The sequence below is a fragment of the Streptomyces sp. NPDC040589 genome (assembly GCF_055594445.1).
Genome location: NZ_JBVIWP010000003.1, coordinates 1,040,149 through 1,063,327 on the forward strand (window position 1 = coordinate 1,040,149; position 23,179 = coordinate 1,063,327).

Annotated in this window: 14 protein-coding genes; 5 read left to right on the forward strand and 9 right to left on the reverse strand. The window is 73.0% G+C overall.

Annotated elements, in window-relative coordinates; translation table 11 throughout:
• Positions 1 to 10: 10 nt before the first annotated feature.
• The 3 genes from mhpA to ACZ58V_RS17165 are packed head-to-tail and all read right to left on the reverse strand — an operon-like array spanning position 11 to position 3,747.
• Entirely contained in the window at positions 11 to 1,588 is a 1,578-nt protein-coding gene (gene mhpA / locus ACZ58V_RS17155) for a bifunctional 3-(3-hydroxy-phenyl)propionate/3-hydroxycinnamic acid hydroxylase MhpA (protein ID WP_471290622.1), read from the reverse strand.
• 59 nt (positions 1,589 to 1,647) lie between these two features.
• Positions 1,648 to 2,586: a fumarylacetoacetate hydrolase family protein gene (locus tag ACZ58V_RS17160; RefSeq protein WP_468190810.1), complete on the reverse strand. Its 939-nt coding sequence runs from the start codon at positions 2,584 to 2,586 to the stop codon at positions 1,648 to 1,650.
• 42 nt (positions 2,587 to 2,628) lie between these two features.
• Complete coding sequence (locus tag ACZ58V_RS17165; RefSeq protein ID WP_471290623.1) at positions 2,629 to 3,747, reverse strand: VOC family protein; 1,119 nt, start codon at positions 3,745 to 3,747, stop codon at positions 2,629 to 2,631.
• A 136-nt stretch (positions 3,748 to 3,883) separates the two neighbouring features.
• Between ACZ58V_RS17165 and ACZ58V_RS17170 the strand changes: the two genes are divergently transcribed.
• Positions 3,884 to 4,519: a TetR/AcrR family transcriptional regulator gene (locus ACZ58V_RS17170; RefSeq protein ID WP_468190806.1), complete on the forward strand. Its 636-nt coding sequence runs from the start codon at positions 3,884 to 3,886 to the stop codon at positions 4,517 to 4,519.
• A 16-nt stretch (positions 4,520 to 4,535) separates the two neighbouring features.
• Positions 4,536 to 5,180: a TetR/AcrR family transcriptional regulator gene (locus ACZ58V_RS17175; RefSeq protein WP_471290624.1), complete on the forward strand. Its 645-nt coding sequence runs from the start codon at positions 4,536 to 4,538 to the stop codon at positions 5,178 to 5,180.
• A gap of 9 nt (positions 5,181 to 5,189) precedes the next feature.
• Here the strand turns inward: ACZ58V_RS17175 and ACZ58V_RS17180 are convergent, their stop codons facing one another.
• Positions 5,190 to 5,834, reverse strand: coding sequence for a TetR/AcrR family transcriptional regulator (locus ACZ58V_RS17180; protein WP_471290625.1), 645 nt, complete (start codon positions 5,832 to 5,834; stop codon positions 5,190 to 5,192).
• A gap of 133 nt (positions 5,835 to 5,967) precedes the next feature.
• Between ACZ58V_RS17180 and ACZ58V_RS17185 the strand changes: the two genes are divergently transcribed.
• Positions 5,968 to 7,590 carry an MFS transporter gene (locus tag ACZ58V_RS17185; RefSeq protein WP_471290626.1) on the forward strand — a complete coding sequence of 541 codons (1,623 nt, stop codon included), beginning with the start codon at positions 5,968 to 5,970 and terminating at the stop codon, positions 7,588 to 7,590.
• A gap of 9 nt (positions 7,591 to 7,599) precedes the next feature.
• On the opposite strand, the gene ACZ58V_RS17190 is transcribed toward ACZ58V_RS17185, so the two are convergent.
• The 4 genes from ACZ58V_RS17190 to ACZ58V_RS17205 all read right to left on the reverse strand — a co-directional run bounded on the left by ACZ58V_RS17190 (position 7,600) and on the right by ACZ58V_RS17205 (position 20,621).
• On the reverse strand, positions 7,600 to 18,255 hold the full coding sequence (locus tag ACZ58V_RS17190; RefSeq protein WP_471290627.1) for an amino acid adenylation domain-containing protein: 10,656 nt from the start codon (positions 18,253 to 18,255) through the stop codon (positions 7,600 to 7,602).
• Positions 18,215 to 19,537: an MFS transporter gene (locus ACZ58V_RS17195; RefSeq protein ID WP_471290628.1), complete on the reverse strand. Its 1,323-nt coding sequence runs from the start codon at positions 19,535 to 19,537 to the stop codon at positions 18,215 to 18,217. Before ACZ58V_RS17195 ends, ACZ58V_RS17190 begins: the two co-directional genes overlap by 41 nt.
• A 138-nt stretch (positions 19,538 to 19,675) precedes the next feature.
• Entirely contained in the window at positions 19,676 to 20,017 is a 342-nt protein-coding gene (locus ACZ58V_RS17200) for a MazG-like family protein (protein WP_471290629.1), read from the reverse strand.
• 46 nt (positions 20,018 to 20,063) lie between these two features.
• Positions 20,064 to 20,621: a DoxX family protein gene (locus ACZ58V_RS17205; RefSeq protein WP_468190793.1), complete on the reverse strand. Its 558-nt coding sequence runs from the start codon at positions 20,619 to 20,621 to the stop codon at positions 20,064 to 20,066.
• A gap of 157 nt (positions 20,622 to 20,778) precedes the next feature.
• Here ACZ58V_RS17205 and ACZ58V_RS17210 point away from each other — a divergent pair, with 157 nt between their 5' ends.
• Together ACZ58V_RS17210 and ACZ58V_RS17215 are read left to right on the forward strand one after the other, a co-directional pair.
• Positions 20,779 to 21,105, forward strand: coding sequence for a nuclear transport factor 2 family protein (locus tag ACZ58V_RS17210; protein WP_468190791.1), 327 nt, complete (start codon positions 20,779 to 20,781; stop codon positions 21,103 to 21,105).
• Positions 21,106 to 21,173: 68 nt separating this feature from the next.
• Positions 21,174 to 22,160 (forward strand): aldo/keto reductase, encoded by a 987-nt coding sequence (locus ACZ58V_RS17215; RefSeq protein ID WP_471290630.1) that lies wholly within the window; start codon positions 21,174 to 21,176, stop codon positions 22,158 to 22,160.
• 252 nt (positions 22,161 to 22,412) lie between these two features.
• Here the strand turns inward: ACZ58V_RS17215 and ACZ58V_RS17220 are convergent, their stop codons facing one another.
• A complete protein-coding gene (locus tag ACZ58V_RS17220; protein ID WP_468190787.1) occupies positions 22,413 to 23,171 on the reverse strand; it encodes an SDR family oxidoreductase in 759 nt (252 codons plus the stop codon).
• Between the last annotated feature and the right edge of the window lie 8 nt (positions 23,172 to 23,179).

Genomic DNA, 23,179 nt, shown 5'->3' on the forward strand with positions numbered 1-23,179 from the left:
TTGGTGCTCCTCAACAGGCTTCGGGCAGTGGTGGTGTGCGTGCGGTGTGCAGCAGGGGCGCCCAGGACGCCGTGGCCGTGAACGCGTGGGCGCCGCGCGGGACCACGTCCATCACGACCCGGTCCGGCCGCAGGAGTACGGCGTCCGCCCGCCCGGCGCGCAGCCAGGCCGCGAGCCGGCCGTCGTCGCCGAGGTCGGTCACGAGGACGGTCCGGGCGCCGAGGGCGTCGGCGATCGCCCGGAGGGAGGGGGAGGGTGGCCCGGCCGTCAGGACCGCGAAGGAGTCGCCCAGCAGGTCGTCCAGGCGGGTGCGGTGTCCCTGGGGCCCGGCCGTCACCCACGGCTGCGGGCAGAAGCGGCCCACCAGGCGGCGGCCTGACCCGTGGGGCCGGCGGCAGACCAGCCGGCCTGCGGTCAGGGCCGGACTGAGGTCGCGGGCGGCGGCCGTACCCAGCCCGGGGATGCGGACGGCCGCGTTCAGGGCACCGCGTCGGAGAGCGGCGGCGCCGTCCTGGCCGCCGGTCATCGCCCAGCCCATGGCGACCGCGAGCCGGATCATGTGGCGGGCGTGCGGCTTGCGTTCGCTCTCGTACGTGTCCAGCAACCGCTCGTCCGCGCCCCGCCGCAGGACAGCGGCGAGCTTCCAGGCCAGGTTGTGGGCGTCCCGCAGGCCCGCGCACAGGCCCTGCCCGATGAACGGCGGGGTGAGGTGGGCCGCGTCGCCGAGGAGGAAGACCCGGCCCCGGCGCCAGCGGTCGGCGATCCGCGCCCGGAAGGTGTACTGAGCCCGGCGCAGCACCTCGAAGTCGGAACCATGCGTGAGGTCCACCCACGGGGCTACCAGTTCCCGCACGTGCTCGTCAGCCGGTTCCGCGTCGTCCCGCAGCCGGAACTCCCAGCGGTAGCGGTCCTCCCCGACACGCATGAACGTCGCCGGCCGCCGTGGATCACAGATCTGCTCGACGCCTTCCCAGCAGCGGACCGGGAGGCTCGTGCGGACGTCGACGACGGTCCAGCGTTCCTCGAAGCGCAGGTCCTCCCAGGTGGCGCCGATGGCGTCGCGGGTGAGGCTGTTGGCGCCGTCGCAGCCGAGGACGGCGTCCGCCCGCAGCAGATGTTCGCCCGTGTCGTCGCGGTAGGTCACGCGGACCGGACCGTCGTCGCCCTGCTCGACGCCGACGACTTCCACGCCGCCGCGCAGCTCGCACTCCGGGGCGCGGGCCAGGGCCTCGCGCAGGACCCGCTCCAGCTCGGGCTGGTCGAACATGCTGGTCTGCGGGAAGCCGTGGGCGCCCTGCGCGGCGCGTGGGAACTCGGCCAGCACCCGGTGCCGGGCGTCCAGCAGCCGCAGCCCTCGGGCGGGGCGGGCGATCGCGGCGAACTCCGCCTCGACTCCGGCAGCTTGGAGGATGCGGCGGACCTCGTCGTCGGTGGCGACGGCACGCGGCAGGGGGTAGACGCCGTGGTGGCGTTCGAGGACGACGGTACGCACGCCACGCCGGGCCAGGAGGAGGGCGGCGGTCACGCCCACGGGTCCGGCTCCGACGATCACCACGGGTACGTCGGCCGAGATGTGCTCGACGGTCATGTGCGGCTCATTCAGGTCTCAGGGCTGAGCGATCAGGTCTCGGGTGTCGGTTCGCGCGGTCATTCCGCGTGGGACACGGGTGTGCGCTGCTCTCCGAGGTCCATGCGCCCGTCCGGCGTTGCGATGGTCGCGGTCACCACATCGCCGTGGCGCAGGTAGCGGGGGTTCTTCGCCTGGCCCTTGAAGAACGCCTTCCACTTCACCTCGGGCGGCAGCAGCGCGCCGATCTTCTCGACGGGCTTCGGCGGGGCCTTGAGGGCGGTGCCGCCGGGTGTGCCGGTCAGCAGCAGATCGCCGGGGTCGAGGGTCTGGAACCGGGCCAGCAGGGTGAGCGCCCGCGCCGGACGGACGATCATGTCGGCGAGGGTGCGGTCCTGACGCGGTTCGCCGTTCACCGACAACCTCAGCCGCAGGTCGAGGAGATGGGCGAAGTCCTCCGGCTCCAGCAGGCAGAGGACGGGGCCGGTCGGGGTGAAGGTGGGGTACGACTTGCTCTCGTAGAACTGCGTCCTGGTCAGCTGTACGTCCCGGGCGCTGACGTCGTTGGTGATCACGAGCCCGGCGACGTACGACGGCAGGTCGCCTTCCTCGACGACGGTGCCCACGGGCAGGGGCGTGCCCATGACCAGGCCCAGCTCGATCTCGTAGTCGAGGAGCCGGACGTGCGGAGGCCGGACGATGGTGTCGTGCGGGCCGCTCACCGACCCGGACGCCTTGCGGAAGAAGGCGGGCGGGATGTCACCGGTGAAGCCCGAATCGCGGGCATGGCTGCGGTAGTTGACCATCTGGGCGACCACGCGGCAGGGGGTGGTGACCGGGGAGAGGGGCACCAGGTCGGCGACGGGGGTGCCCGCATCGCCGCTCGAGGCGGCCTCGCGTACGGCGGCCCGGTCGGCCAGCAGTTCGGCCGTGGTGACGGCTTTGGTGTCGACGGGGAGGGCGCGGTCGCCGAGGGCGACCCACCAGCCGTCGGCGGTGCGCAGGACGTTGGTGCTCATGTCGGTTGCCTTTGGTGAGGGGATTCGGAGGGGGAGGGGTGCTCAGGACTTCGTGGCCTTCAGCAGGCCCAGCAGACGTTCCGCGTCCAGCTCGTTGTCGCCCCGCAGGGCCTGGACGACATCGCGGACCCGTTGCGGGGAGGGGCTCGCGCCGAGGAAGTCGCGGGTGGCCGGCGGGCCCCACTGGGCCAGGCCGCTCGTCGACATGGGCGCCCAGCCGGGCTCGATGTCGCAGGAGAACAGGTCGCCGTCGGCGTAGTGCTCCAGCATGAAGCGGTCGGGGTCGCGCCAGTAGTCGAAGAGCTGGCTGCCCTGGATGTGCCGGCCGATGCCCCAGCTGCGCCGGTAGCCGCGCTCGGCCAGGTACTCGCCGCCGGCGGCGATCGAGTCCAGGTCGGTGACCTGGTAGGCGGAGTGGACGTAACCCGTGCCCGGCCCCAGATGCATCGCCAGCGTGTGGTGGTCCACGGCCAGGCCGCCCTGGTCGCAGCGGATGAACGCCATCGTCGGGCCGCGATCGCGCTGCCCGTCCAGGAAGAGGAAGTCGGACACGATCATGCCGAGCGTGTCCAGGTACCAGTTCAGGGCGCGGGTGAACACGCGGGTCTCCAGGACCACATGGCCCAGCCGCTGGATCCGGGACGGTTCGCGCGGGGGCCGCTGCGTGGCGTTCGTACGGTGGTGCCCGGTGCCGGAGTTGAGGAGGAGCGGCCGCTGCTCGGGCAGCGCGGGCAGGTCCTCGCCGCAGTGCACCACGCGCACGGGGAAGCCCGAGGGGTCGAGCAGCTCGACCGCCCTGCCGCCACCGGGTACATCGGCGTCCCGTACGGCCGTGCCCGTCGCCCGGGCCAGCCGGTCCAGGTCGGCCCGCTCCGCCGCGCGGAAGGCCGGGCCGATGAAGCGGGACGTACGACCGCGCCGGATCACCATGCACGGTGAGCCCGCGAAGGTGCCGCGCAGCCACAGCTCCCGCTCGGTGCGGGAGGTGATGGCGAAGCCGAAGTCCCGGGCGAAGACCTCGGCGCGGTCCAGGTCGGGCTTCTCGAACTCCAGCCAGGCCAGGTCGGCCACCTTGATCACCGGGTTCCGGGAGCGACCGGGGTGCTCGCCGCGTAGGGCGCCCTGCTCGCTGTGGAGGTCCTGATGAGCCGTCTTGGACATGACGTCCTCCAAGCAACATTGCCGTAGTGATGAAATCATCAGCTTTGACTCTTCGATCGTCAATAGCTGCCGGCAGGAAGCCTGAGGATTTCGTCAGAACTGTGGCGTCCTGCGGGGTGTTGTTAGACTCGCGCGCATGCCGTCGTCAGCCCCGCCCCGCAACCGCTTCGAACGGCGCCGCGCCGAGACCCGTCAGGCACTTGTCCGCGCGGCGCGGCAGATCCTCGCCGAGACCGGGGACACCAGCGCGAGCATCCAGCTGATCGCGGAGCGCGCGGACGTCGGCTTCGGCTCCTTCTACAACCACTTCGAGTCGAAGACGGAGCTGTTCGACGCTGCGGTGCGGGACGCGCTCGAAGAGCTCGGCCAGGCCTTCGACGAGCATCTGCGGGATGTCGACGACCCGGCGGAACTCGTCGCGACCGGCTTCCGCCTCAGTGCGCGTCTGGCCGACTCCCGGCCCGAGCTGATGCAGGTGCTGCGCCACCGCGGCCTCGGGCACATCCACTCGGAATCGGGCCTGGCGCCGCGCGCGGTGCGTGATCTGGAGGCCGGTATCGCCTCCGGCCGGTTCACCATCGCCGATCCCACCGTCGCCGTGACCGCCCTGGGCGGCTCGCTGCTGGCGCTGGTGGAGCTGCGGTTCGCCCGGCCGGAGCTCGACGGCGACGAGGCCGCGTCCAATCTCTCCGAGATGCTGCTGCGCATGCTGGGAGTGCCGCCCGAGGACGCCCGTGACGTCGCCCGCCGACCCCTGCCCGACCTCGACTGACAGGGGCTTGAGCGCCATGAGCAAACCCGTCGTCCGCGAACCGCTGCGCCGCAACTCCCGTTCCAACCGGGCCCGGATCCTCGCCACCGCCCGGCAGGAGCTCGGCCGGAACCCCGATGTGACCCTGGAGGAGATCGCACGGGCCGCCGGGGTGGTCCGCCGTACGCTCTTCGGGCATTTCCCGGGGCGGGCGGCCCTGCTGGAGGCGCTCGCCGAGGAGGCGTCCGAGACCCTGCGCGGCATCGCGGCCGGGGTCCCCGACGCCGAGGAGGCGCCGGAGCGGGCCCTGGCCCGGTTCGTCCTGTCGATCTGGCCCGTCGGCGACCGCTACCGGCTGCTCCTCTCCCTCGCCCGCCAGGACCTGGGCATGCAGCGGGTGTCCGAGACCCTCGCCCCGGCCCGCGACGAGGTCACCGCGATCCTGGAGCGCGGGCAGCGCGCGGGTGTGTTCCACGACCACCTGCCGGCGGCGGTGCTGAGCGCCGCGCTGGAGGCCGTCACCCTCTCCCTGCTGGAGAGCGTCAACACGGGCGCGTGGGAGGACGACGGGACGCGGACGGCGGTGGCCACGTTGGTCGCCGCGGGGGTGTCGGACGAGGCGGCTACGACGATCGTCCGAGACGTGGCGTCGGAGATGCGGGACGACGTGTCCGACAGTTGATCGGGGCGGTCAGTGAGTCACTGACCTGTGTGTGAGCTCATCCTGTGGGCCCACAGGGGCGTCCGCCCCCACGGCGATCAGCGCTGCCCTCGCGCTACGCGTGCCGTCGTCGCTCCACATGCCGGCGTTCACGCAGTCCAGGAGGGCCAGGAGGAGCTTCTCCAGTGCTCTGGCGAGCGGGGCCGGTGGGATGGCCGTGCGGAAGACGCCCTGTCGCTGTCCGCGTTCGATGATCGCCGTCGCCATGTCACGGGCGGGGGCGAGGATTTCGTCGACCCGTGCCGCGCCCAGGTCCTGCGGCGCGAGCCTCAGCAGGATGCGATAGCGGTCGCCGACGGGCCAGAGGGCCAGGACGAAGCGCCGTAGAGCGGTGGCGGCGTCGTCGTCGGGGCCGGGGGTCGGCGCCGCTGCCACCGTCTCGGCCGCCACCGTCTCGGCTGCCAAGGCGCCGCGCAGCGCCTCCGCGGCCTCCGTGGCTAGGCCTTCCACCAGTGCGGATCGGCCCGCGAAGTGGGCGTAGACGGTGCGGCGCACCACCCCGGCGGCCTCGGCGATGTCCGTGAGGCTGCTGTCGGGGTCGCGGCCCAGTTCCCGTCCCGCCGCTTCCAGGATGCGGGCCCTTGTGGGGTGGGCCGGTCGGCGTGGGCGGGTCATGGCGGATCGGATCTCCGGGCGACGGTCGACGGGGGAGGGCGGCTCGATATTTGCACACCAGTGGGCAATAAACTAGTCTGCACATCGATGGGCAAATAACTGCCCCCGTCGCTTCGCCCCCGAGGAGCCTCCGATGCCGCTGCTTGCGGACACACCCGCCGAGAAGATGACAGCCCCCTATCCACGGCGCTGGTGGGCCCTGCTGGTGCTCTGCCTGAGCCTGCTGATCGTCGTCATGGCGAACACGTCGCTGATCGTGGCGGCGCCGGACATGACGAAGGACCTGGGTCTGACCAGCAGCGACCTGCAGTGGGTCGTCGACGGCTACACCGTTCCGTACGCCGCGCTGATGCTCGTCCTGGGCGCGATCGGCGACAAGTACAGCCGCCGCGGGGCGCTGATCCTCGGTCTGCTGATCTTCGCGGGCGGCTCGGTGATGGGCGGCATGGTCGACGAGACCACCCTGGTCATCACGGCACGCGCGATCATGGGCATAGGCGCCGCCGTCGTCATGCCGGCCACCCTGTCCCTGCTGGTCGCGATCTTCCCCAGGGCCGAGCGGGCCAAGGCCATCACGGCCTGGAGCGCCACCTCGGGCCTCGCCATCGCCGCCGGGCCGCTCGCCGCGGGCTGGCTGCTGGAGAGCCACGCCTGGGGCTCCACCTTCCTGATCAACGTCCCCATCGCGGTTCTCGGCGTCGTCGGCGCCCTGCTTCTCGTACCGCCGTCCAAGGCGGAGCGGATGGGCGCGATCGACTACGTCGGCGGCCTGCTCTCCATCGTCTCCATCGGCTCCCTGGTCTACGCGGCCATCGAGGGCCCGCACTTCGGCTGGGGCACCGGCCCCATCACCGCGGCCGTGGTCGCCGGCGTCGGCCTGCTCGCCTTCGTCGCCTGGGAGCTGCGCCACCCCAACCCCATGCTGGACGTGCGCAAGTTCAGGGAGCGCCCCTTCAGCGGGTCGATGCTCGCGGTGCTGTTCTTCTTCTTCGGCACCTTCGGCTCGATCTACTACTCCACCCAGTTCCTGCAGTTCGTCCTCGGCTACAGCGCGCTGGAGACCGGCGTACGGCTGCTGCCGCTGGCCGGAGCCGTCTTCGCCGGTGCCGCGGTGACCGGCGGGCTGGCCCCGAAGCTGGGCGTGAAGCTGGTGGTGGGGACCGGTATGGCGCTCGGCACCGTGGGCGTCCTGCTGCTCACGCGGATCGAGTCGGGCTCCACGTACACCGACTTCCTGGCGCCGCTGCTGCTGCTCGGCTTCGCGATCGGCCTGAGCCTGTCCCCGGCCACCGACACCATCATGGGCTCCTTCCCCGAGTCGGAACTGGGCGTCGGCGGCGGCGCCAACGACACCGCCCTGGAACTCGGCGGCGCCCTCGGGATCGCCGTCCTCGGCTCGCTCCTCGCCACCTCCTACAAGGACAAGCTGACCGACCTGGTCGGCGGCCACCTCCCGGCCACCGCGATGGACACCGCCCAGGACTCGGTGGGCGGCGGCCTCGCGGTCGCCGAGCAGGTCGCGAAGACCCCCGACGGCGGCGCCCGGCAGGCCCAGGCCCTCGTCGACGCGGTCCACGAGTCCTTCGCCCACGCCATCGCGCAGACCAGCCTCATCGGCGCCGTCATCATGGCTGCCGGCACCATGATCGTCATCGCCGTGCTGCCCGGCCGCAAGGCCACGGTCAAGCCCGGCGACGACGACCCGGCGGCGGCAGCCGACCGGGACGAGGAGTACGCGGAGTCCGCGCAGCGGTAACGGCCCGGCCTACCCCCGCAGGAACCCGGTGAAGGACCTGGCCCACCCCTCGACGGTCTCCCTGGTGAACAGGTCCGTCGAGTACTCGAAGGTGACCGTGACGCGGTCGCCTTCCGGGGCGATCACGACGTACAGCTCGTTGCGGGCCACGCCCTGGACGGGGAGGGCGTGTACGGCCGTCGACACGCCCTGGAGGTCCAGGGCCGGTGGCTCCGTGGTGATCACCGTGAAGAGGACCGTCGGGAACAGGGCGCCCTTCAGGTCGGGTGACACCAGGGACACGACATCCGTCAGGGGGAGTTCCTGATGGTCGAGGGCCGTGAAGAGGGAGGCGCCGAGTTGCGCGACCAGGTCGCCGAAGGTCTCGGCCTCGCCCAGCCGGGCCCGCAGCAGTACGGCGTCGCCCAGGATGCCGACGATCTCCGAGCGGTCGCGCCGGACGCGGTTCGCACTGGACGCCGCCAGGACGATGTCGTTCCCCTCGCCGCACAGGTCGCCCAGCCACCTGGCGAACAGGGCCGCGAGGACCGTGTACGTGGTGGTGCCCAGGCGGGTCGCCGTGTCGGCCAGGAGGGCGGGGGTGTCGTCGTCGATGACCCAGGTGTGCAGGGCACCCCGGCCGGACAGCGTGCCGGGGTGCGGGTGGTCGTAGGGGAGGGGCGGGCGCAGCGGGACGCCTTCGAGTTCCGTGCGCCAGAAGCATTCCAGGGCTGTCCTGCGTTCGTCCGGCAGGGCGTGTTCCGATCGGGCGAAGTCGGTGAACTGCTCTACCTCGCTGGGTAGTTCAGGAGTCCTTCCCGCCCGTCGCGCGTTGTACAGATCCGCCAGGTCGCGCCGGATGATGCCCAGGGACCAGCCGTCGCAGACCGCGTGGTGGAAGACCGTCACCAGGATCCAGTGGTCGGGGGCGACCCTGGCCAGACGGAAGCGGTGCAGCGGGGCTCGGTCCATCGCGAAGGGGGTGGACACCTGCTCGTCGCACCAGCGGTCCACCGTGTCCGCTGCCGCCCTCGTGAGGTCGGTGAGCGGCAGCGGCACCGGGACCTCCGCCAGGACTTCGACCTCGTAGCGGCCGTCCGGCCTGCGTACCGGGCGGCCGCGCAACGCGTGATGGCGGGCCACCAGGTCCGTGAGGGCCCGGTGCAGGGCGCCGGGGTCCACATCGCCGCGCAGGTCCATGCGGTGGGCGATGTTGTAGACGCTCGGGTCGGTGAGCGCGTGGTGGCGGCGCCACAGTCGGCGCAGGGTGGACGGCATCGGTGCGGTGTCCACGACACGGGGACGGGTCGCGATGCCCCGGATGGTCGGATCCAGGAAGAAGTCGGCCATCGTGAGGTCGACGCCGGCCTCGTCCCGCATACGGTTCAGCAGCCTGATGGCGCTCAGGGAGTGGCCGCCGAGTTCGAAGAACGACGTGGTGACCGGGACCGGTTCCGCGTCCAGTTCCTCGCACCACAGGTCGTGCAGCGTCTTCTCCAGGACCGTGGCCGGTACGGCGGCCGGAGTCGCGTCGGAGCCGTCGCCCGGCGCGGGCAGGGCCGCGCGGTCCAGCTTGCCCGAGGCGTTCACCGGGAGGCGGTCCAGGGGCACCCAGCGGCGGGGCACCAGGTGCTCGGGGAGTCCGGCTGCCAGAGCCGTGCGTACGGAGTGGCAGGAGGCCCCTTGAACCAGGACCACGTACGCGACCAGTTCCGTGTCGCCGTGACGGTCGCGGCGGCTGAGGACCGCCGCGTCCCGGACGTCCGGCAGCGCCGTCAACGCCGCCTGGATCTCGCCGGGTTCGACCCGGTAGCCGCGGATCTTGACCTGGTCGTCCGCCCGGCCCAGGTAGTCCAGGGTGCCGTCCGTACGCAGACGGCCCAGGTCGCCCGTGCGGTACAGCACCCCGCCCGTGCCGTCGTCGAGGAAGGCCTCGGCGGTCTCGGCGGGGCGGTCGTGGTAGCCGTACGACACCGGGATCCCGCCCACATGGATCTCGCCGACCGCCCCGACCGGGACCTGCCGGCCCGTGCCGTCCAGCAGCAGGACGCGTGCTCCCGGCACCGGGGTGCCGATCGGCGGCCACTCCTCGCCGTCCGGGTCGACGCGGTGCGAGGTGACGATGACCGAGGTCTCCGTGGGGCCGTACTGGTTGTACAGCGCGCAGCGCGGGTGCGACGCGAGGAAGCGCCGGAAGGCGGCCGTGAGCTGGAGCGCCTCGCCGGCCGAGAACAGCTCGCGCAGGGACGGCAGTTGGGGAGCGGTCTCCATCAGGTACTTCAGCGGGGTGCAGGGCATGAACATCCGCTGCACCTCGTGGCGGCGCACCGCCTCGGCCACCGCCGCCGGGTCGTGCCGTACGGCGTCGTCGACGAGGACCAGCGCGGCTCCCGAGGCCAGCGTCGTGAAGATCTCCTGGACGCTGACGTCGAACGCCGGTGACGTCCATTGCAGGGTGCGGAGGGCCGGGTGGCGGCTCAGATGGCCCTGGACCAGGTTCGCCGGGCCCCGGTGGGGTACGACGACGCCCTTCGGGCGGCCGGTCGAGCCCGAGGTGTGGATGCAGTACGCCGGGTCCTCCGGGCGGGCTCCCTCCGGCACGGGGCCGGTGGGGAGGGCGTCGTCCACCTGTTCCACCCGCTGGACGGGCAGCCCGGCCGCCAGCTCCGGGTGCGCGGTGAGGGCGGTGTCGGAGGTGAGCAGGAGGACGGGTGTGGTGTCGGCGAGCAGCAGTGCGAGCCGGGGGGTGGGCAGGGACGGGTCGAGGGGGAGGTAGGCCGCCCCGCTCTTGAGCACCGCGAGAAGGGCCGTGATCAGGTGCGGGCCGCGCGGCAGGAGCACCGCCACCCGTTCCCCGCGTGCCGCGCCCCGGGTCCGGAGCTGCCGGGCGAGGCGGTCGGCAGCCGCGTCCAGATTCGCGTAGGAGAGCCGCTGTTCCCCGCTGATCAGCGCCACGGCGTCCGGGGTGCGGCGGGCCTGCCGCTCGAACAGGCCGTGCAGGGTGCCGGGGGACGCCGCGTCGTCCACGCCGGCCGGGTGCTCCCAGCGGGCCAGGGACTCGCGGTCGGCGGCGGTGAGGGCGGTCAGTTCGGGGAGGGGCGCGTCGGGGGCGGCCAGGGCGCGGCGCAGCACCTGTTCGACGTAGTCCACGAAACGGCGCACCGTGGTCTCGTCGAACAGGGCGGTGTCGTACTCGACCATGAACCGGACGCCGCCCGCGTGATGGGTGAGATAGACGCTGAGGTCGAACGGGGCACGGGCGCTCGGCACGTCGAGCAGGGTGGCCGTCAGACTCGGCGGGTCGAACGGGGCCTCGCCCTCGTTCTCGTACTCCACCATCACCTGGAACAGCGGATTGCGGCCCGGGTCGCGACGCGGGTTGAGCGCGCCCACCAGCTCGTCGAAGGGGACGCCCCGGTGTTCGAATGCCGAGGTGCTGCTCTCGCGGACCCGGTGCAGCAGGGCCGGGAAGTCCGGGTCGCCGGTGAGGTCCAGGCGCAGCGGCACGGTGTCGAGGAACAGGCCCACCTGGTCCTCGGCGCCGGCGGGACGCGCGGCGACCGCGGTACCGATCACCACGTCCCGCTGCCCGCTGAACCGGCCCAGGACCGCGCCGATCGCGCCGGTCAGCGTCATGAAGAGAGTGGCGCGGTGGCGGGCCGCGAACGCCCGCAGGCCGCCGGTCAGTTCGGCGTCGAGGGCGTGGGTGAGGCTCGCGCCCGCGCCCGATCTGACCGCCGGGCGGGGGCGATCGGTGGGGAGTGTCAGCTCCGGTGCGTCGCCGAGTCGTTGCCGCCAGAAGCCGAGGGACGCGGGGTCCGGCTCGGCGACCGTCGGCAGTTCGGACAGAGGCGGTGGTACGGAACCCCCGCCCCGCCGGGCGCGGTAGTGCGCGGCCAGGTCGCGGGCCAGGACGGCCGTGGACGACGAGTCGAAGACGATGTGGTGCGCCATGAGGAAGAGCAGGTGGTGGTCCGGAGACAGCCGGAGCAGGCGGGCCGCGACCAGCGGGCCCGAGGCGAGGTCCAGTCCGTGGTCTGCCGCGAGCAGCGCCCGTAGGACCTCCTCCTCCGTCGACCCCGTGTGGTCCTCCACCGGGCAGTCGAGCGGCATACGGTCGCGTATCTCCTGGTAGGGGACACCGGCCGTGTCACCGAAGACCGTGCGCAGCGCCGGGTGCCGGTCCGCGACGCGGTCCAGCGCCCAGCGCAGCGCCGGTACGTCCAGGGGGCCGTTCAGCCGGATCGCCTTGGGCTCGTGGTACATGGCGGTGCCCGGGTGCAGTTGCTCCAGGAACCAGATGCGGCGCTGGGCGGGGGTGAGGGGGGTGCGGGGCGGCGTATGGCGGGGCTCGGGCAGGGCCCGCGCCGCCGTTCCGGGCGTGGTCCGCCTCACCCGGTCCAGCACCGGCAGCGCCGCCAGCACCTTCTCCTTCGGTACGCCGAAGTCCACGAAGCAGGCGATCTCGTCCGCTCCGGCGGCCAGCAGCCGCGCTACGGTCTCCGCCGCCGTGTGCTCGTCGCCGATCAGCGCGCGGGAGTCGCAGTAGCGCTCATAGGCGCGCCCGAGGAGGAACTCCACGTCCTCCTCGGGGGTGTTCTCCAGGTCCACCTGGAAGCCGAGACTGTTGGTGACCTGGTCGAAGAGGGAGAGGGAAGAGCGCAGATACGACAGGAACGGCCGGTACGCCTCGGCCCGCGCCCGCTCCGCGTCGTCCTCCAGGTACGTGTGCACGAGCACCACGACCCGCCCCGCCGCCGGGTCCAGACCGTGCTCGGCTCGGCAGCGCCGGTACAGCGCGATGTTCTCGGCCAGTTGCTCCACCGTCTGCGTCATCAGATTGGTGACCACGCCGAGGTCCTCGGCGGCCGCCCGGCGGTAGCTGTCCGGGTTCCCGACGACGGCCACGTACATCGGCGGCCGTTCCTGTACGGGGCGCGGGTGCAGGCGGATCTCCACCGGGGTGCCGTCGCCCGCCGTCGTCTTCAGCGCCTGCCCCGACCACAGGTCCCGTACGGCCGTCAGATGCTCGTACATCACGTCACGGTGCCGGCCGAAGTGCTGCGGGGCGAGCGCGAAGTCGGTGGCGTGCCAGCCGCTCGCGAAACACAGGCCCGCCCGGCCGCCGGAGATGTTGTCGACGACCGACCACTCCTCGGCGACCCGGGCGGGATGGTGCAGCGGCAGCACCACGGAACCGGCGTGCAGCCGGACCCGGCTGGTCCGGGCGGCGAGGGCCGCGGCCAGGACGGAGGGGTTGGGGAAGAGCGCGCCGAAGGAGTTGAAGTGCCGTTCGGGGAACCACAGGGCGTGGAAGCCGTGCTGGTCGGCGAAGTCGCCGGCGGCCATGATCAGGCCGTATTTGTCGTGGTCGGTGTGCTGGGGGTAGTCGCCGAAGAAGTAGAGGCTGAAGTCGACGGCTCCCGAGGGCGTGGGCTCGGGAACGAGGCGCGTCGGCACCAATTCGGGAGTGAGCGGTGCCGTCGTGGTGCCGGACGCTGTCGCGAGTACGTCCAGCTGACGGGAAATCATGTCGCCGACCTGGCCTACCAGTTGCTCCGCCAGCCGGAGCTGCTGACCGAACAGGGCGTGGAGATCCGGGGACGCCTCCTGGGGAGCGGCGGGCGCCGCCGGTGGGTCCTCGGCCACGGGCTCCCGCACCACCGGCGCGACCGCCGGCGCGTCGTCGCCCCGCACCACCGGCGCGACCACCGGCGCGTCGTCGCCCCGCAGTCGCGCGACCCGTCGCAGTCCCGCGACCCGTTCGGCCAGTCGGCGCGGTGTGTCGGCCGAGTCGAACACCTCGCGGACCGGGACACGGACGCCGTACCGCTGTTCCAGCTCGGTCGTCATGCCCATCAGGGAGAGCGAGTCGGCGCCGAGTTCGAAGAAGGAGCTGTCGGGGGTGACGTCGGCGGTCGGGCGGCCCAGCTTGTCCGCCGTCAACTGCCTGATCTCATCCACGACTTCATCAGCGCGCGGTTCCGGCCGCTCCGGTGCCGCCCCTGGCGTCCCGGTTCGGTACGGCACCCTGCTCCGGCGCAGGGGATGCCCGGGGAGCGGAACCCGGCCCCCGTCGTCGCCGATGAGCGTCCGCCAGTCCAGGTCGGCACCCCTGCGGTACAGCGAGCCGAGCGCTGTCAGGAACCCGTGGGCCTGCTCGGCGGCCCCGTCCCCTTCGCCCTGTCCGTTCAGCCAGCGGCTGTCGGGAACGCAGTGCCGGCCGAGCCCGGTGAGGGTCCGCCCGGAGCCGGTCTCCACGAAGTCCCGGAAGCCCTGCTCGACGGCCGTGTCCATGGCGAGGTCGAAGCGGACCGGCTGCCGGGCCTGCCGGCAGAGGTAGTCCACGTCGACCGTCCAGCCCGCTGGGCGCGGCTCGCCGTCGGCCGTGGTCACCAAGGGGGTGTGCAGCGGCCGGTACGTCACCTCGCGCGCCCGGGTCCGGAACTCGTCCAGCGCGCTGTCGACGTCCGCGGAGTGGAACGCCCGGTCGACCGGCAGCGCACGCCAGCTCAGGCCGTCCAGGTCGAGCAGCCGTGCCGCCTCCTTCAGGGCCCCCGGCGGGCCCGAGAGCACCTGGGCGCGCGGGCCGTTGACCGCGGCGAGTTCCGCACCGGCGGCGTCCGCGACACGTCGGGCGGTGGCCTGGTCGGCCCGGACGGCGAGCATGCCCCCGGCCGGACAGCGGGCCTGCATGAGGCGCCCGCGCCAGGCGGTGAGCCGCAGCCCGTCCTCCAGGGTCAGGGCGCCGGCCGCGTACAGGGCGGCGTACTCGCCGACGCTGTGGCCGAGCAGGAGCCCGGGGCGTATACCGGCAGCCCGCCAGGCGTCCGCCAGCGCCGCCTGATGGGCGAAGAGGGCGGCCTGCGCGGTCTCGGTGGGCCAGGTGCCGTCTTCCACAGAGGAACCGGCGGGACCGGGGGCGGCCAGGAGCGGTTCCAGCAGGCTGCCGCCGAACTCCCCGGCGTAGAGCTTCTCGCACCGGTCGAGCGTCGCCCGTGCGGCCGGGTGCGTGGAGTAGAGGCCGCTCGCCATGCCGTGGCGGGCGCTGCCCTGGCCCGGGAAGGCGAAGGCGACCGGGCCCGGAGGGGAGGCCTCGGGGCGGTGGTCTCCCTCCAGCGCGCGGGCGCGGTGGTCCTCCTCCAGCGCGCGGGCGAGTTCGCCGGCCGTGCGGCCGACCACGGCGGTACGTGCCGTGCGGTGCGGCCTGCCGAGGGCCAGGGTGGCGGCCACGTCGGCGGCCGGGAGGTCGGGCCGGGCCAGCAGCCGGTCGCGGAGCCCGGCGGTGAGCTCGGCGAGGGCCTCGGTGTCGCGAGCCGACACGGGGACCAGGACGGGCCGTTCCTCAGCGGAACGAGGACGAGCGGGCGGGGCCTCCTCCAGCACCACATGGGCGTTGGTGCCGCCGACGCCGAGCGCGCTCACCCCGGCCCGGCGGGGCACCCCGTCCGGAACCGCCCAGGGTCGCAGCTCCAGGGCCAGCGTCAACAGGCCTTCTGCCAAGGGGAGTTCCGGGTTGGGCCGGTTCAGATGCGGTGTCGGTACCAGGGTGCGGTGGCGCAGCATCAGGACCGTCTTGATGAGCCCGGCCATTCCGGCGCAGCTGTCGAGGTGCCCGATGTTGGGCTTCACCGAGCCGACGACGCAACCGCCGGAACGGCCCGAGCGCCCCGCGTCCTCGCCCAGCACCCGTGCCAGCGCCGTGAGTTCCACCGGGTCGCCGAGCCGCGTTCCCGTGCCGTGCGCCTCCACGTACGAGATCGTCCCCGCGGGTACGCCGGCCCTGCGCAGGGCCTGCCGTACGACGTCGGCCTGTCCCTCGACTCCGGGGGCGCTGAAGCCGACCTTGGCGGCGCCGTCGTTGTTGACCGCGGACCCCAGGATCACCGCGTGCACGGTGTCGCCGTCGGCCAGCGCCCGGTCGAGGCGCTTGAGCAGGACGGCGGCCACGCCGTTGCCGCCGACCGTGCCGTCGGCCTCCGCGTCGAAGGCACGGCACCGTCCGGTGGGGGACAGGATCGACCCGGGGTGGCTGTGATAGCCGCTCTCCTGGGGCAGATGCACGGCCGCGGCACCCGCCAGCGCCAGGTCCGTGTCACCGGTCAGCAGCGCCTGGACCGCCAGGTGCACCGCGACCAGCGACGTGGAACAGGCCGTCTGCACACCGATCGCCGGGCCGGTGAGACCGAGCCGGTACGCGACCCGGGTGGCGAGGAAGTCCGGCTCCTGCCCGATGGCCGTCTGCATGCCGGCGGCCGGGTCGGCAGGGTCGTACGGCGAGCCGGTGGCGGACGGCTGCTGGTGGTCGTAGAGGTTCATGCCCGACCCGGCGAACACCCCGACCCTGACACCCGGCGCGGTCGCCGCGTGGCCGCCGTCCTCCAGCGCCTGGTGGCAGCACTCCAGGAACAGCCGGTGCGCGGGATGCGTGAGCCCGGCCTCCTTGGGGCTCAGCCCGAAGAAGTCCGTGTCGAACTCCTCGAGGCCGTCGAGGACTCCGGCGACGGGCACATGGCCGGAGGGCGTGGGCACGTGGCCGGAGGCAGTGAGCTGCGGCTCGCCGAAGACCCGGACGCTGTCCACACCGTCCCGCAGATTGCCCCAGAACTCCTCCGCCGTGTTCGCGCCGGGGAAGCGCAGCGCCAGTCCGATGACGGCGACCCGTCGTTCGGGGGAGGTGCCCTTGTCGGTGACCGTCTCGGGCCCCGTCTTGTCCGCCGGCCCGCTCGTGAGATGCGCGGCGAGCGCCGTGACCGTCGGATGCTCGAAGAACGCGGTCTGCGCGATCGGCATGCCGAGACGTTCCGCCAGCCGGTTCCGCAGGCGCACCAGCAGGACGGAGGTCAGGCCGAGTTCGTAGAACGGCACGTCCACGTCGACCGGGCGGCCCAGCAGGGCGCCCAGTTCCTCCCGGACGGCTCGGGTCACGGTGTCCGCGTCCGGCCGGGCGTCCGGGGCAGCCGTGTCGCCGAAGCCACCGTCGATCAATCTGCTCTGGAGTTCCGCGCGGCGCACCTTGCCCGCCGGCGTGCGCGGGAACTCGCCCGCCGGGACGGGCAGGACGTACGCGGCGGTGAGCCTGAGGCGGGTGAACAGCGCCGCCTTCAGCTCCGTGGCGATCCGGGTGTCCTCGGGGGCGCCGCGGCTGACGAAGAACACCGCGAGTTCCTCCGTGCCCCGCTCCGGATGCGGGATGCCGCACGCGGCGATCTCGCCCTGCCGGACACCGTCGACGGCGGTGGCGGTCTCCTCCACCTCGTGGCAGTACACGTTGTGGCCGTTGAGGATGATCAGGTCCTTGCGCCGGCCCGTGATGACGACCTGGCCGGAGTCGAGGAAGGCCAGATCGCCCGTGTCCAGCCAGTCCCGCCCGGCGGGGTAGGCCGCGGCGTCCGCCTCGGGGTTGTCGACGTAGCCGGGGGTGAGCCGCGCGGGGGAGTGGACCTGGAGCCGCCCGATCCGGCCCGGCGGGGCGAGGTCGCCCTGGTCGTCGACGACCCGCAGGGTGACGCCGTGCGCGGGCGAGCCGGAGGCGACGAAGGTGACGCAGTCGGCGTCCGGGGCGTCCGCACCCGCCGGGACCAGGTCCCCGCCCAGGCTGCTCTTGAGCAGGCGGTGCACGGTCCCGGGCCGGTCGAGCCGGCCGTAGGTGACGGCCGTGACCGTCTCCGCCATGCCCCACGCCGGGGTGAGGTGCTCCTCGCGCACCCCGTACGGGGCCGTCGCGTCGAGGAAGCGGCGCAGCACCGGCAGCACGACCCGCTCGCCCCCGCACAGCAGCGACTTGAGACCGCCCAGGTCCCAGTGGCCGTCGGGCCGCTCGGCGAGCGCGTCCGCGACCAGCCGGTAGGCGAACGTGGGCGCCCAGCTGTGCCGTGCCCGGTGTTCGTGGAGGAGGTCGAGCCAGCGCAGCGGGTCGGCGAGCACATGCTCGGTGGGCGCGTGGACGTTGGTGCAGCCGGTGAAGACCGCGAGCAGGTGATAGAGCAGGAAGGCGCCGCTGTGGTCGACCGGCAGCCAGTTCACCATGGTGTCGTCCGGGCGGACGTCGAGGATCCGCCGGCTGCTCGCCGCGAAGTCGGCGAGCCCGGCGTGCGTCAACCGGGCCGCCTTCGGTACGCCGGTGCTGCCCGAGGACAGCATCAGCAGGGCGGTGTCGGACGGGTCCGGCGTGACGTGGTCGTCGTCGGCGTCCCCGGCCGACGCGTTCAGGCAGTCCCCGGCGAGGGCGACGCGCGGCGCGGGCGTGGCGTGGGCGAGCGCGGCGGCGCCGGGCGCGTCGGTCAGGACCAGGGGCCGGTCGAGTAACGCGCAGGCCTCCCGCAGCCGTTCGAAGGCCGGGGAGCCCGGCGCGGGATGCTCGGCGATGGCCACCGGCAGGGCGCCGCCGAGCACACAGGCCCAGAAGGCGGGGAAGAACTCGGCGAGCGGCAGCCCGCACAGCACCACCGTGTCGCCGCGCCGCAGCCCGTGGGCCCGCAGGCCGGCGAGCATACGGCGGGCCGCGTCCAGCAGTTCGGGATACGACCGTGAGGTGGTCGTGCCGTCGGCGGCGACGGTGACGACGGCCCCGCCGGAGGCGGACCGGGCGGCGCTCAGCAGCGCCCGCACGGCGTCGACCGGATCGGCCTCGGTGCGCTCGGGCTCAGGGCCCCGGCAGAGGGCGTGCCCCCGTAGACGTTCCATGCGTGTCCTCTCCCTTTTCCCCGCTGGTGGACGAACGGTCCGATTCCCCGCTGGTGGACGAACGGTCTGAGGGGCCCCGGTCTCTACGCGCGTCGCGCCGCCGGACGGTGAGCAGCAGCAGAATCAGCGCCCCGCACGCCGCCGCCCCGTGGAAGACACCCACGACGGCGAGCGCGGGCAGGGCCTCGAGCGCGGCCGCGGCGGCGATCGTGCCCAGGGCGAACCCGGACTGCTCGGCGGTGGCGGACAGTCCGAACAGCCGGCCGCGCTGCCGGTCGGGGGCCGCCTGGAGGCGCGAGGTGTAGACGATCTCGGTCCAGCCGTCCGCGAACCCGGCCGCCACGGCCGCCGCGATCAGGGCCGGGGCGGGCGGTCCGGTGAACGCGGCCACGAAGCACAACGACATCGCGCAGGTGCCGACGGCGAACGCGCGCTCGCCCCAGGACGTCCCGTGCGACCGGCGTTTGAGGACCTGGTGGGCGAGCAGGGTGCCCACCGCCCACGCCGCCCAGAACCGGGCCATGAACACCGCCGGGTCGGACGGCTCGGCCGCGTGCGCCGCCAGCGGCAGGGCGACGTTGTGCGACGCGGACGCCAGCGCGTCGAGCCCCCGCAGCGCGATCAGGGCGAGCAACGGGCCCGCGAGGCCCGCCACTCGGCGCCGCAGCCGCCCGCCACGCCCCGGCGAGGACCCGTCCCCGCCGTCTTCCGTGGCGCCCGCGTCGCCGCCGGTGTCGCTCTCGCCGTCACTGTCCGTACGCGGCCGGAGCAGCAGCACCGCGGCGGCGGACACCGCGAAGCTCGCCGCGTTGACCCCGAACGCGACACCGAAACCGCCGAGCGAGATGACCGGCGCCGCCGAAGCGAAGCCCAGCACCGTGGCGACGGACCTGGCCGTGACCAGCACCCCGTTCGCCCGGGCGCGCTCTTCCTGCCCGACCATGACCGGGACCGCGCTGCGCAGGGCGACGTTGAAGAACGTGTTCCCCGCGCCCAGCACGACCACCGCCCCGAGCAGCACCCACAGGGGCGTGCGCGACGCCCCGAGGGCGAGCACCACCATGGCGAGGGTCTGGGCGAGGTCCGTCGCCACCATGACGGTCCGGCGTGTGAGCCTCGCGGTCACGGCACCGGCGGTGAGACCGGCCGTGACACCGGACAGCAGCCGCACCGCCATCACCGCGCCCACGCCCAGGGCGCTACCGGTGACCTCGTACGAGAACAGGCTGAGCGCGATCAGATTCAGGTAGGTCCCGTAGGCCGACACGGCGTGTGCGACCACCAGGGACCGGAACCTTAAGTGCACCCCCGTCACCAAACTCCTCAACCCGGCAGGGCCAGGATTCGGCCGCTCGGCATATTCGTTCGAAGCGTAGCCCGACGAAGCGGCGGGGGCGGGGTGTTGTGGAGTATCGGGTCATCAGCCCGGCGAGGCGAGCGACCGCTGCGTCACCCGCTCCAGATGCCGGGCGAACACCTCGCGCGCGTCCGGACTCAGGGTCCGCAGGGCCACCAGGGCCGTGATCACCACGTCGCACAGTTCCGACCGGACGTCGTCCCAGCCGTGGGTCACGCCCTTGCGCGGGTTCTGGCCGGTCGCGCCGATCACCGCCTCGGCGACCTCCCCGACCTCCTCGGACAGCTTCAGGATGCGCAGGAGCACGCCCTCGCGGCCCTCGACGGGGCGGTTGGTGTCGAGCCACTCCCACAGGGCGTCGATGGCGGCCCACAGATCGGGTCCGGGCGCTGTCTGATCGTTCATGGGCGGCAGCCTGCCACGAGGGTCTGACAACGCCCGGTCCGCCGCCCTACTCCAGGTACTCCTCGTCGAACAGCGGGTCCTGCTCGCCTTCCCTCGCCTTCCGCAGCCGCCTGGTGCGCGCCCCCACGACCAGCACGGTCCCGGCCGCCGTCGCGGCGAACGCCGCCGGAATCATCCAGCCCCGGTTCACCGCGTGCCCGAGCAGATGGTCCAGGGAGAGCCGTCCCGGGCCGGTGACGGCCAGGCCGGCGGCCGTCAGGCCCAGCGTCGCCGCGTACTCGTAGCCGCCGCCCTGGTTGAAGAACCCGTTCGGCGTGTGCACCGCGGCCGCCCCGGCCATCGCACCGACCGCCGCGGCACCGGCCGCCGGAGTGGCCAGGCCCAGGGCCAGCAGCGTGCCGCCGCCGGTCTCCGCGAGGCCCGCGGCCGTCGCGCTCACCTTGCCCGGGACGTAGCCCACGGACTCCATGAACTGCCCGGTGCCCTCGATGCCGCCCCCGCCGAACCAGCCGAACAGCTTCTGCGTGCCGTGGGCCGCCAGCACACCCCCCGTCCCCAGCCGGAGCAGCAGCAGGCCCAGATCACGTCGGTCGTAACGGCTCACGTCGTCTCCCGGAGCGGACGGCACAGCGAAGGGGTGTTCCTCGTCGTGCTTCCACCGTCGCACCCCTGACCTTCCGCGACACCCGGCGGAGCCGCCCGGGACGCCGTTCGGGTGGCACGGGTGGCGGGGTCCGCCGACCGGTACGAGGCTGACTGGCATGACGATTCAGATCACGCGCCTCAGTGACCCGGCCGTCCGCGCCTTCGTGACCGCCGTGAACAACCACGACCGCGAGAGCTTCATGGAGCTCCTCGCGCCGGGCGCGACCATGGCGGACGACGGCTCCGACCGCGACCTCGCCGACTGGGTGGACCGGGAGATCTTCCTGTCCCACGGCCATATGCAGGTCGACAGCGAGTCCAACGACGGCCGCTCCCTCGTCGCCCACTACAACAACGACACCTGGGGCGAGATGCGCACCCGGTGGAGCTTCACGGTCGACGACGACGGCAGGATCTCCCGCTTCGAGACCGGGCAGGCCTGAAAGACCCGTAAAGCCCGTACCCCGGGGTCTTGTCTTCGCGTGGGCTCCAACTCATAGCGTCCCCGGGCATGGACACCACACGCACACTGGGACGCAGCGGCATCGAGGTGAGCGCCCTGGGCTTCGGCTGCTGGGCGATCGGCGGGGAGTGGCAAGGGCCCGACGGGCAGCCGTTCGGCTGGGGCAAGGTCGATGACGAGGAGTCCGTACGGGCGGTGCGACACGCCCTCGACCTGGGTGTCACCTTCTTCGACACGTCCGACAACTACGGCACCGGGCACAGCGAACGTGTGCTGGGCCGGGCCCTCGGCAAGCGCAGGGCCGACGTGGTCGTCGCCACCAAGTGGGGCTATCTCTTCGACGAGCGGACGCGGACCGCCGACGGCAGCGACGACTCCCCGGAACACCTGCGCCGCGCGCTGACCGCGTCCCTGCGCCGCCTCGGCACGGACCATGTGGACCTGTACCAGTTCCACATCGGGGACGCGGACCCCGAGCAGGCCGCCCGGCTCCGCGACACCTGCGAGGAACTGGTGCGCGAAGGGCTGATCCGCGCCTACGCCTGGAGCACCGACGACCCCGCCCGCGCCGCGGTGTTCGCCGAGGGCCCGCACTGCGCCGCCGTCCAGCACGCCCTCAACATCCTCCAGGACGCGCCCGAGATGCTTCGGCTGTGCGAGGAGGCGGGCCTGGCCAGTATCAACCGCAGTCCGCTCGCCATGGGGCTGCTCACCGGGAAACGCCGGGCCCGTCAGCCGCTGGAGAGCGGGGACATCCGCAGCAGGCCGCCGGCCTGGCTCCAGGGGTTCGGTGACGGATCAGGCGCCGACCCCGAGTGGCTCGCCCGCGTCGAGGCCGTCCGCTCCATCCTCACCAGCGAGGGCCGGACCCTGGCCCAGGGCGCCCTGGCCTGGCTGTGGGCCCGCAGCCCCGCCACCGTCCCCATCCCGGGCTTCCGCTCGGTCGCGCAGGCGGAGGAGAACGCGGGTGCGATGGCGAAGGGAGCACTGACCGGCGAGCAACTGGCCCAGATCGACCGGCTGCTCGTGCGGTAACCGTCGTCGAGCTGTGCGGCAGTCGTTCCACGCACCGGTGCGTACCCCGCGGTCCCTCGCGGGGTCCACCCCCACCCGGACCGTGGAACGACTGCCGCCTCCCCCCAGAAGGTGGCCGATGGAAACTCTTTGCTCCAACTGTGAAGCTTTGGTGTAGGAGAGTTGAGCATAAGCGCCCGACCGGCCGCAATAGCGCGGACGTTGCAATTCCGATTGTGCAGGTTGACGAGTTGACGACCGCGGGTCCGGCGCTCAGCCGCGCCCGATGTACGGCATCGCCGTGGCGAGGACGGTCGCGAACTGCACGTTCGCCTCCAGCGGCAGCTCCGCCATGTGCCGCACCGTGCGGGCCACATCGGCGACGTCCATCACCGGTTCCGGAGCCACCTCCCCGTTCGCCTGGAGCGCTCCCGTCCGCATACGGGACGTCATGTCGGTCGCCGCGTTGCCGATGTCGATCTGCCCCACCGCGATCCCGTACGGCCGCCCGTCCAGCGACAGCGCCTTGGTCAGGCCGGTCAGCGCGTGCTTGGTCGCGGTGTAGGCCACCGAGTGCGGCCGGGGCGTGTGCGCCGAGATGGACCCGTTGTTGATGATCCGCCCGCCCCGCGGGTCCTGCTCCTTCATCTGCCGGTACGCCGCCTGCGCGCACAGGAACGCCCCGTTGAGGTTGGTGTCCACCACATGCCGCCACGCGTCGTAGGGCAGCTCCTCGACCGGTACGCCGCCCGGCCCGAACGTGCCCGCGTTGTTGAACAGCAGGTCGACCCGCCCGAAGCGCCTGACGGTGTCGGTGAAGAGGGCGGACACGTCCTCGGGGCGTGAGACGTCCGTCCGTACGGCGAGAGCCGCGCCCTCGGGCGCCAGGGCCGCCGTCTCCTCCAGTGTCTCGACGCGCCGGCCCGCCAGCGCCACCGACCAGCCCGCGCGGAGCAGTTCCACGGCCACCGCCCGGCCGATACCGGAACCCGCCCCGGTCACCACCGCGACCGCATTTTCCTTGGCATTCATGGGCCCGC

Excerpts from the sequence above, each read along its gene's own strand:
- ACZ58V_RS17160 (WP_468190810.1), bottom strand. The coding sequence starts at position 2,586 with ATGAGCACCAACGTCCTGCGCACCGCCGACGGCTGGTGGGTCGCCCTC.
- ACZ58V_RS17175 (WP_471290624.1), top strand. The coding sequence starts at position 4,536 with ATGAGCAAACCCGTCGTCCGCGAACCGCTGCGCCGCAACTCCCGTTCC.
- ACZ58V_RS17215 (WP_471290630.1), top strand. The coding sequence starts at position 21,174 with ATGGACACCACACGCACACTGGGACGCAGCGGCATCGAGGTGAGCGCC.
- ACZ58V_RS17185 (WP_471290626.1), top strand. The coding sequence starts at position 5,968 with ATGCCGCTGCTTGCGGACACACCCGCCGAGAAGATGACAGCCCCCTAT.
- mhpA (WP_471290622.1), bottom strand. The coding sequence starts at position 1,588 with ATGACCGTCGAGCACATCTCGGCCGACGTACCCGTGGTGATCGTCGGA.
- ACZ58V_RS17170 (WP_468190806.1), top strand. The coding sequence starts at position 3,884 with ATGCCGTCGTCAGCCCCGCCCCGCAACCGCTTCGAACGGCGCCGCGCC.
- ACZ58V_RS17210 (WP_468190791.1), top strand. The coding sequence starts at position 20,779 with ATGACGATTCAGATCACGCGCCTCAGTGACCCGGCCGTCCGCGCCTTC.
- ACZ58V_RS17180 (WP_471290625.1), bottom strand. The coding sequence starts at position 5,834 with ATGACCCGCCCACGCCGACCGGCCCACCCCACAAGGGCCCGCATCCTG.
- ACZ58V_RS17190 (WP_471290627.1), bottom strand. The coding sequence starts at position 18,255 with ATGGAACGTCTACGGGGGCACGCCCTCTGCCGGGGCCCTGAGCCCGAG.
- ACZ58V_RS17165 (WP_471290623.1), bottom strand. The coding sequence starts at position 3,747 with ATGTCCAAGACGGCTCATCAGGACCTCCACAGCGAGCAGGGCGCCCTA.
- ACZ58V_RS17220 (WP_468190787.1), bottom strand. The coding sequence starts at position 23,171 with ATGAATGCCAAGGAAAATGCGGTCGCGGTGGTGACCGGGGCGGGTTCC.
- ACZ58V_RS17200 (WP_471290629.1), bottom strand. The coding sequence starts at position 20,017 with ATGAACGATCAGACAGCGCCCGGACCCGATCTGTGGGCCGCCATCGAC.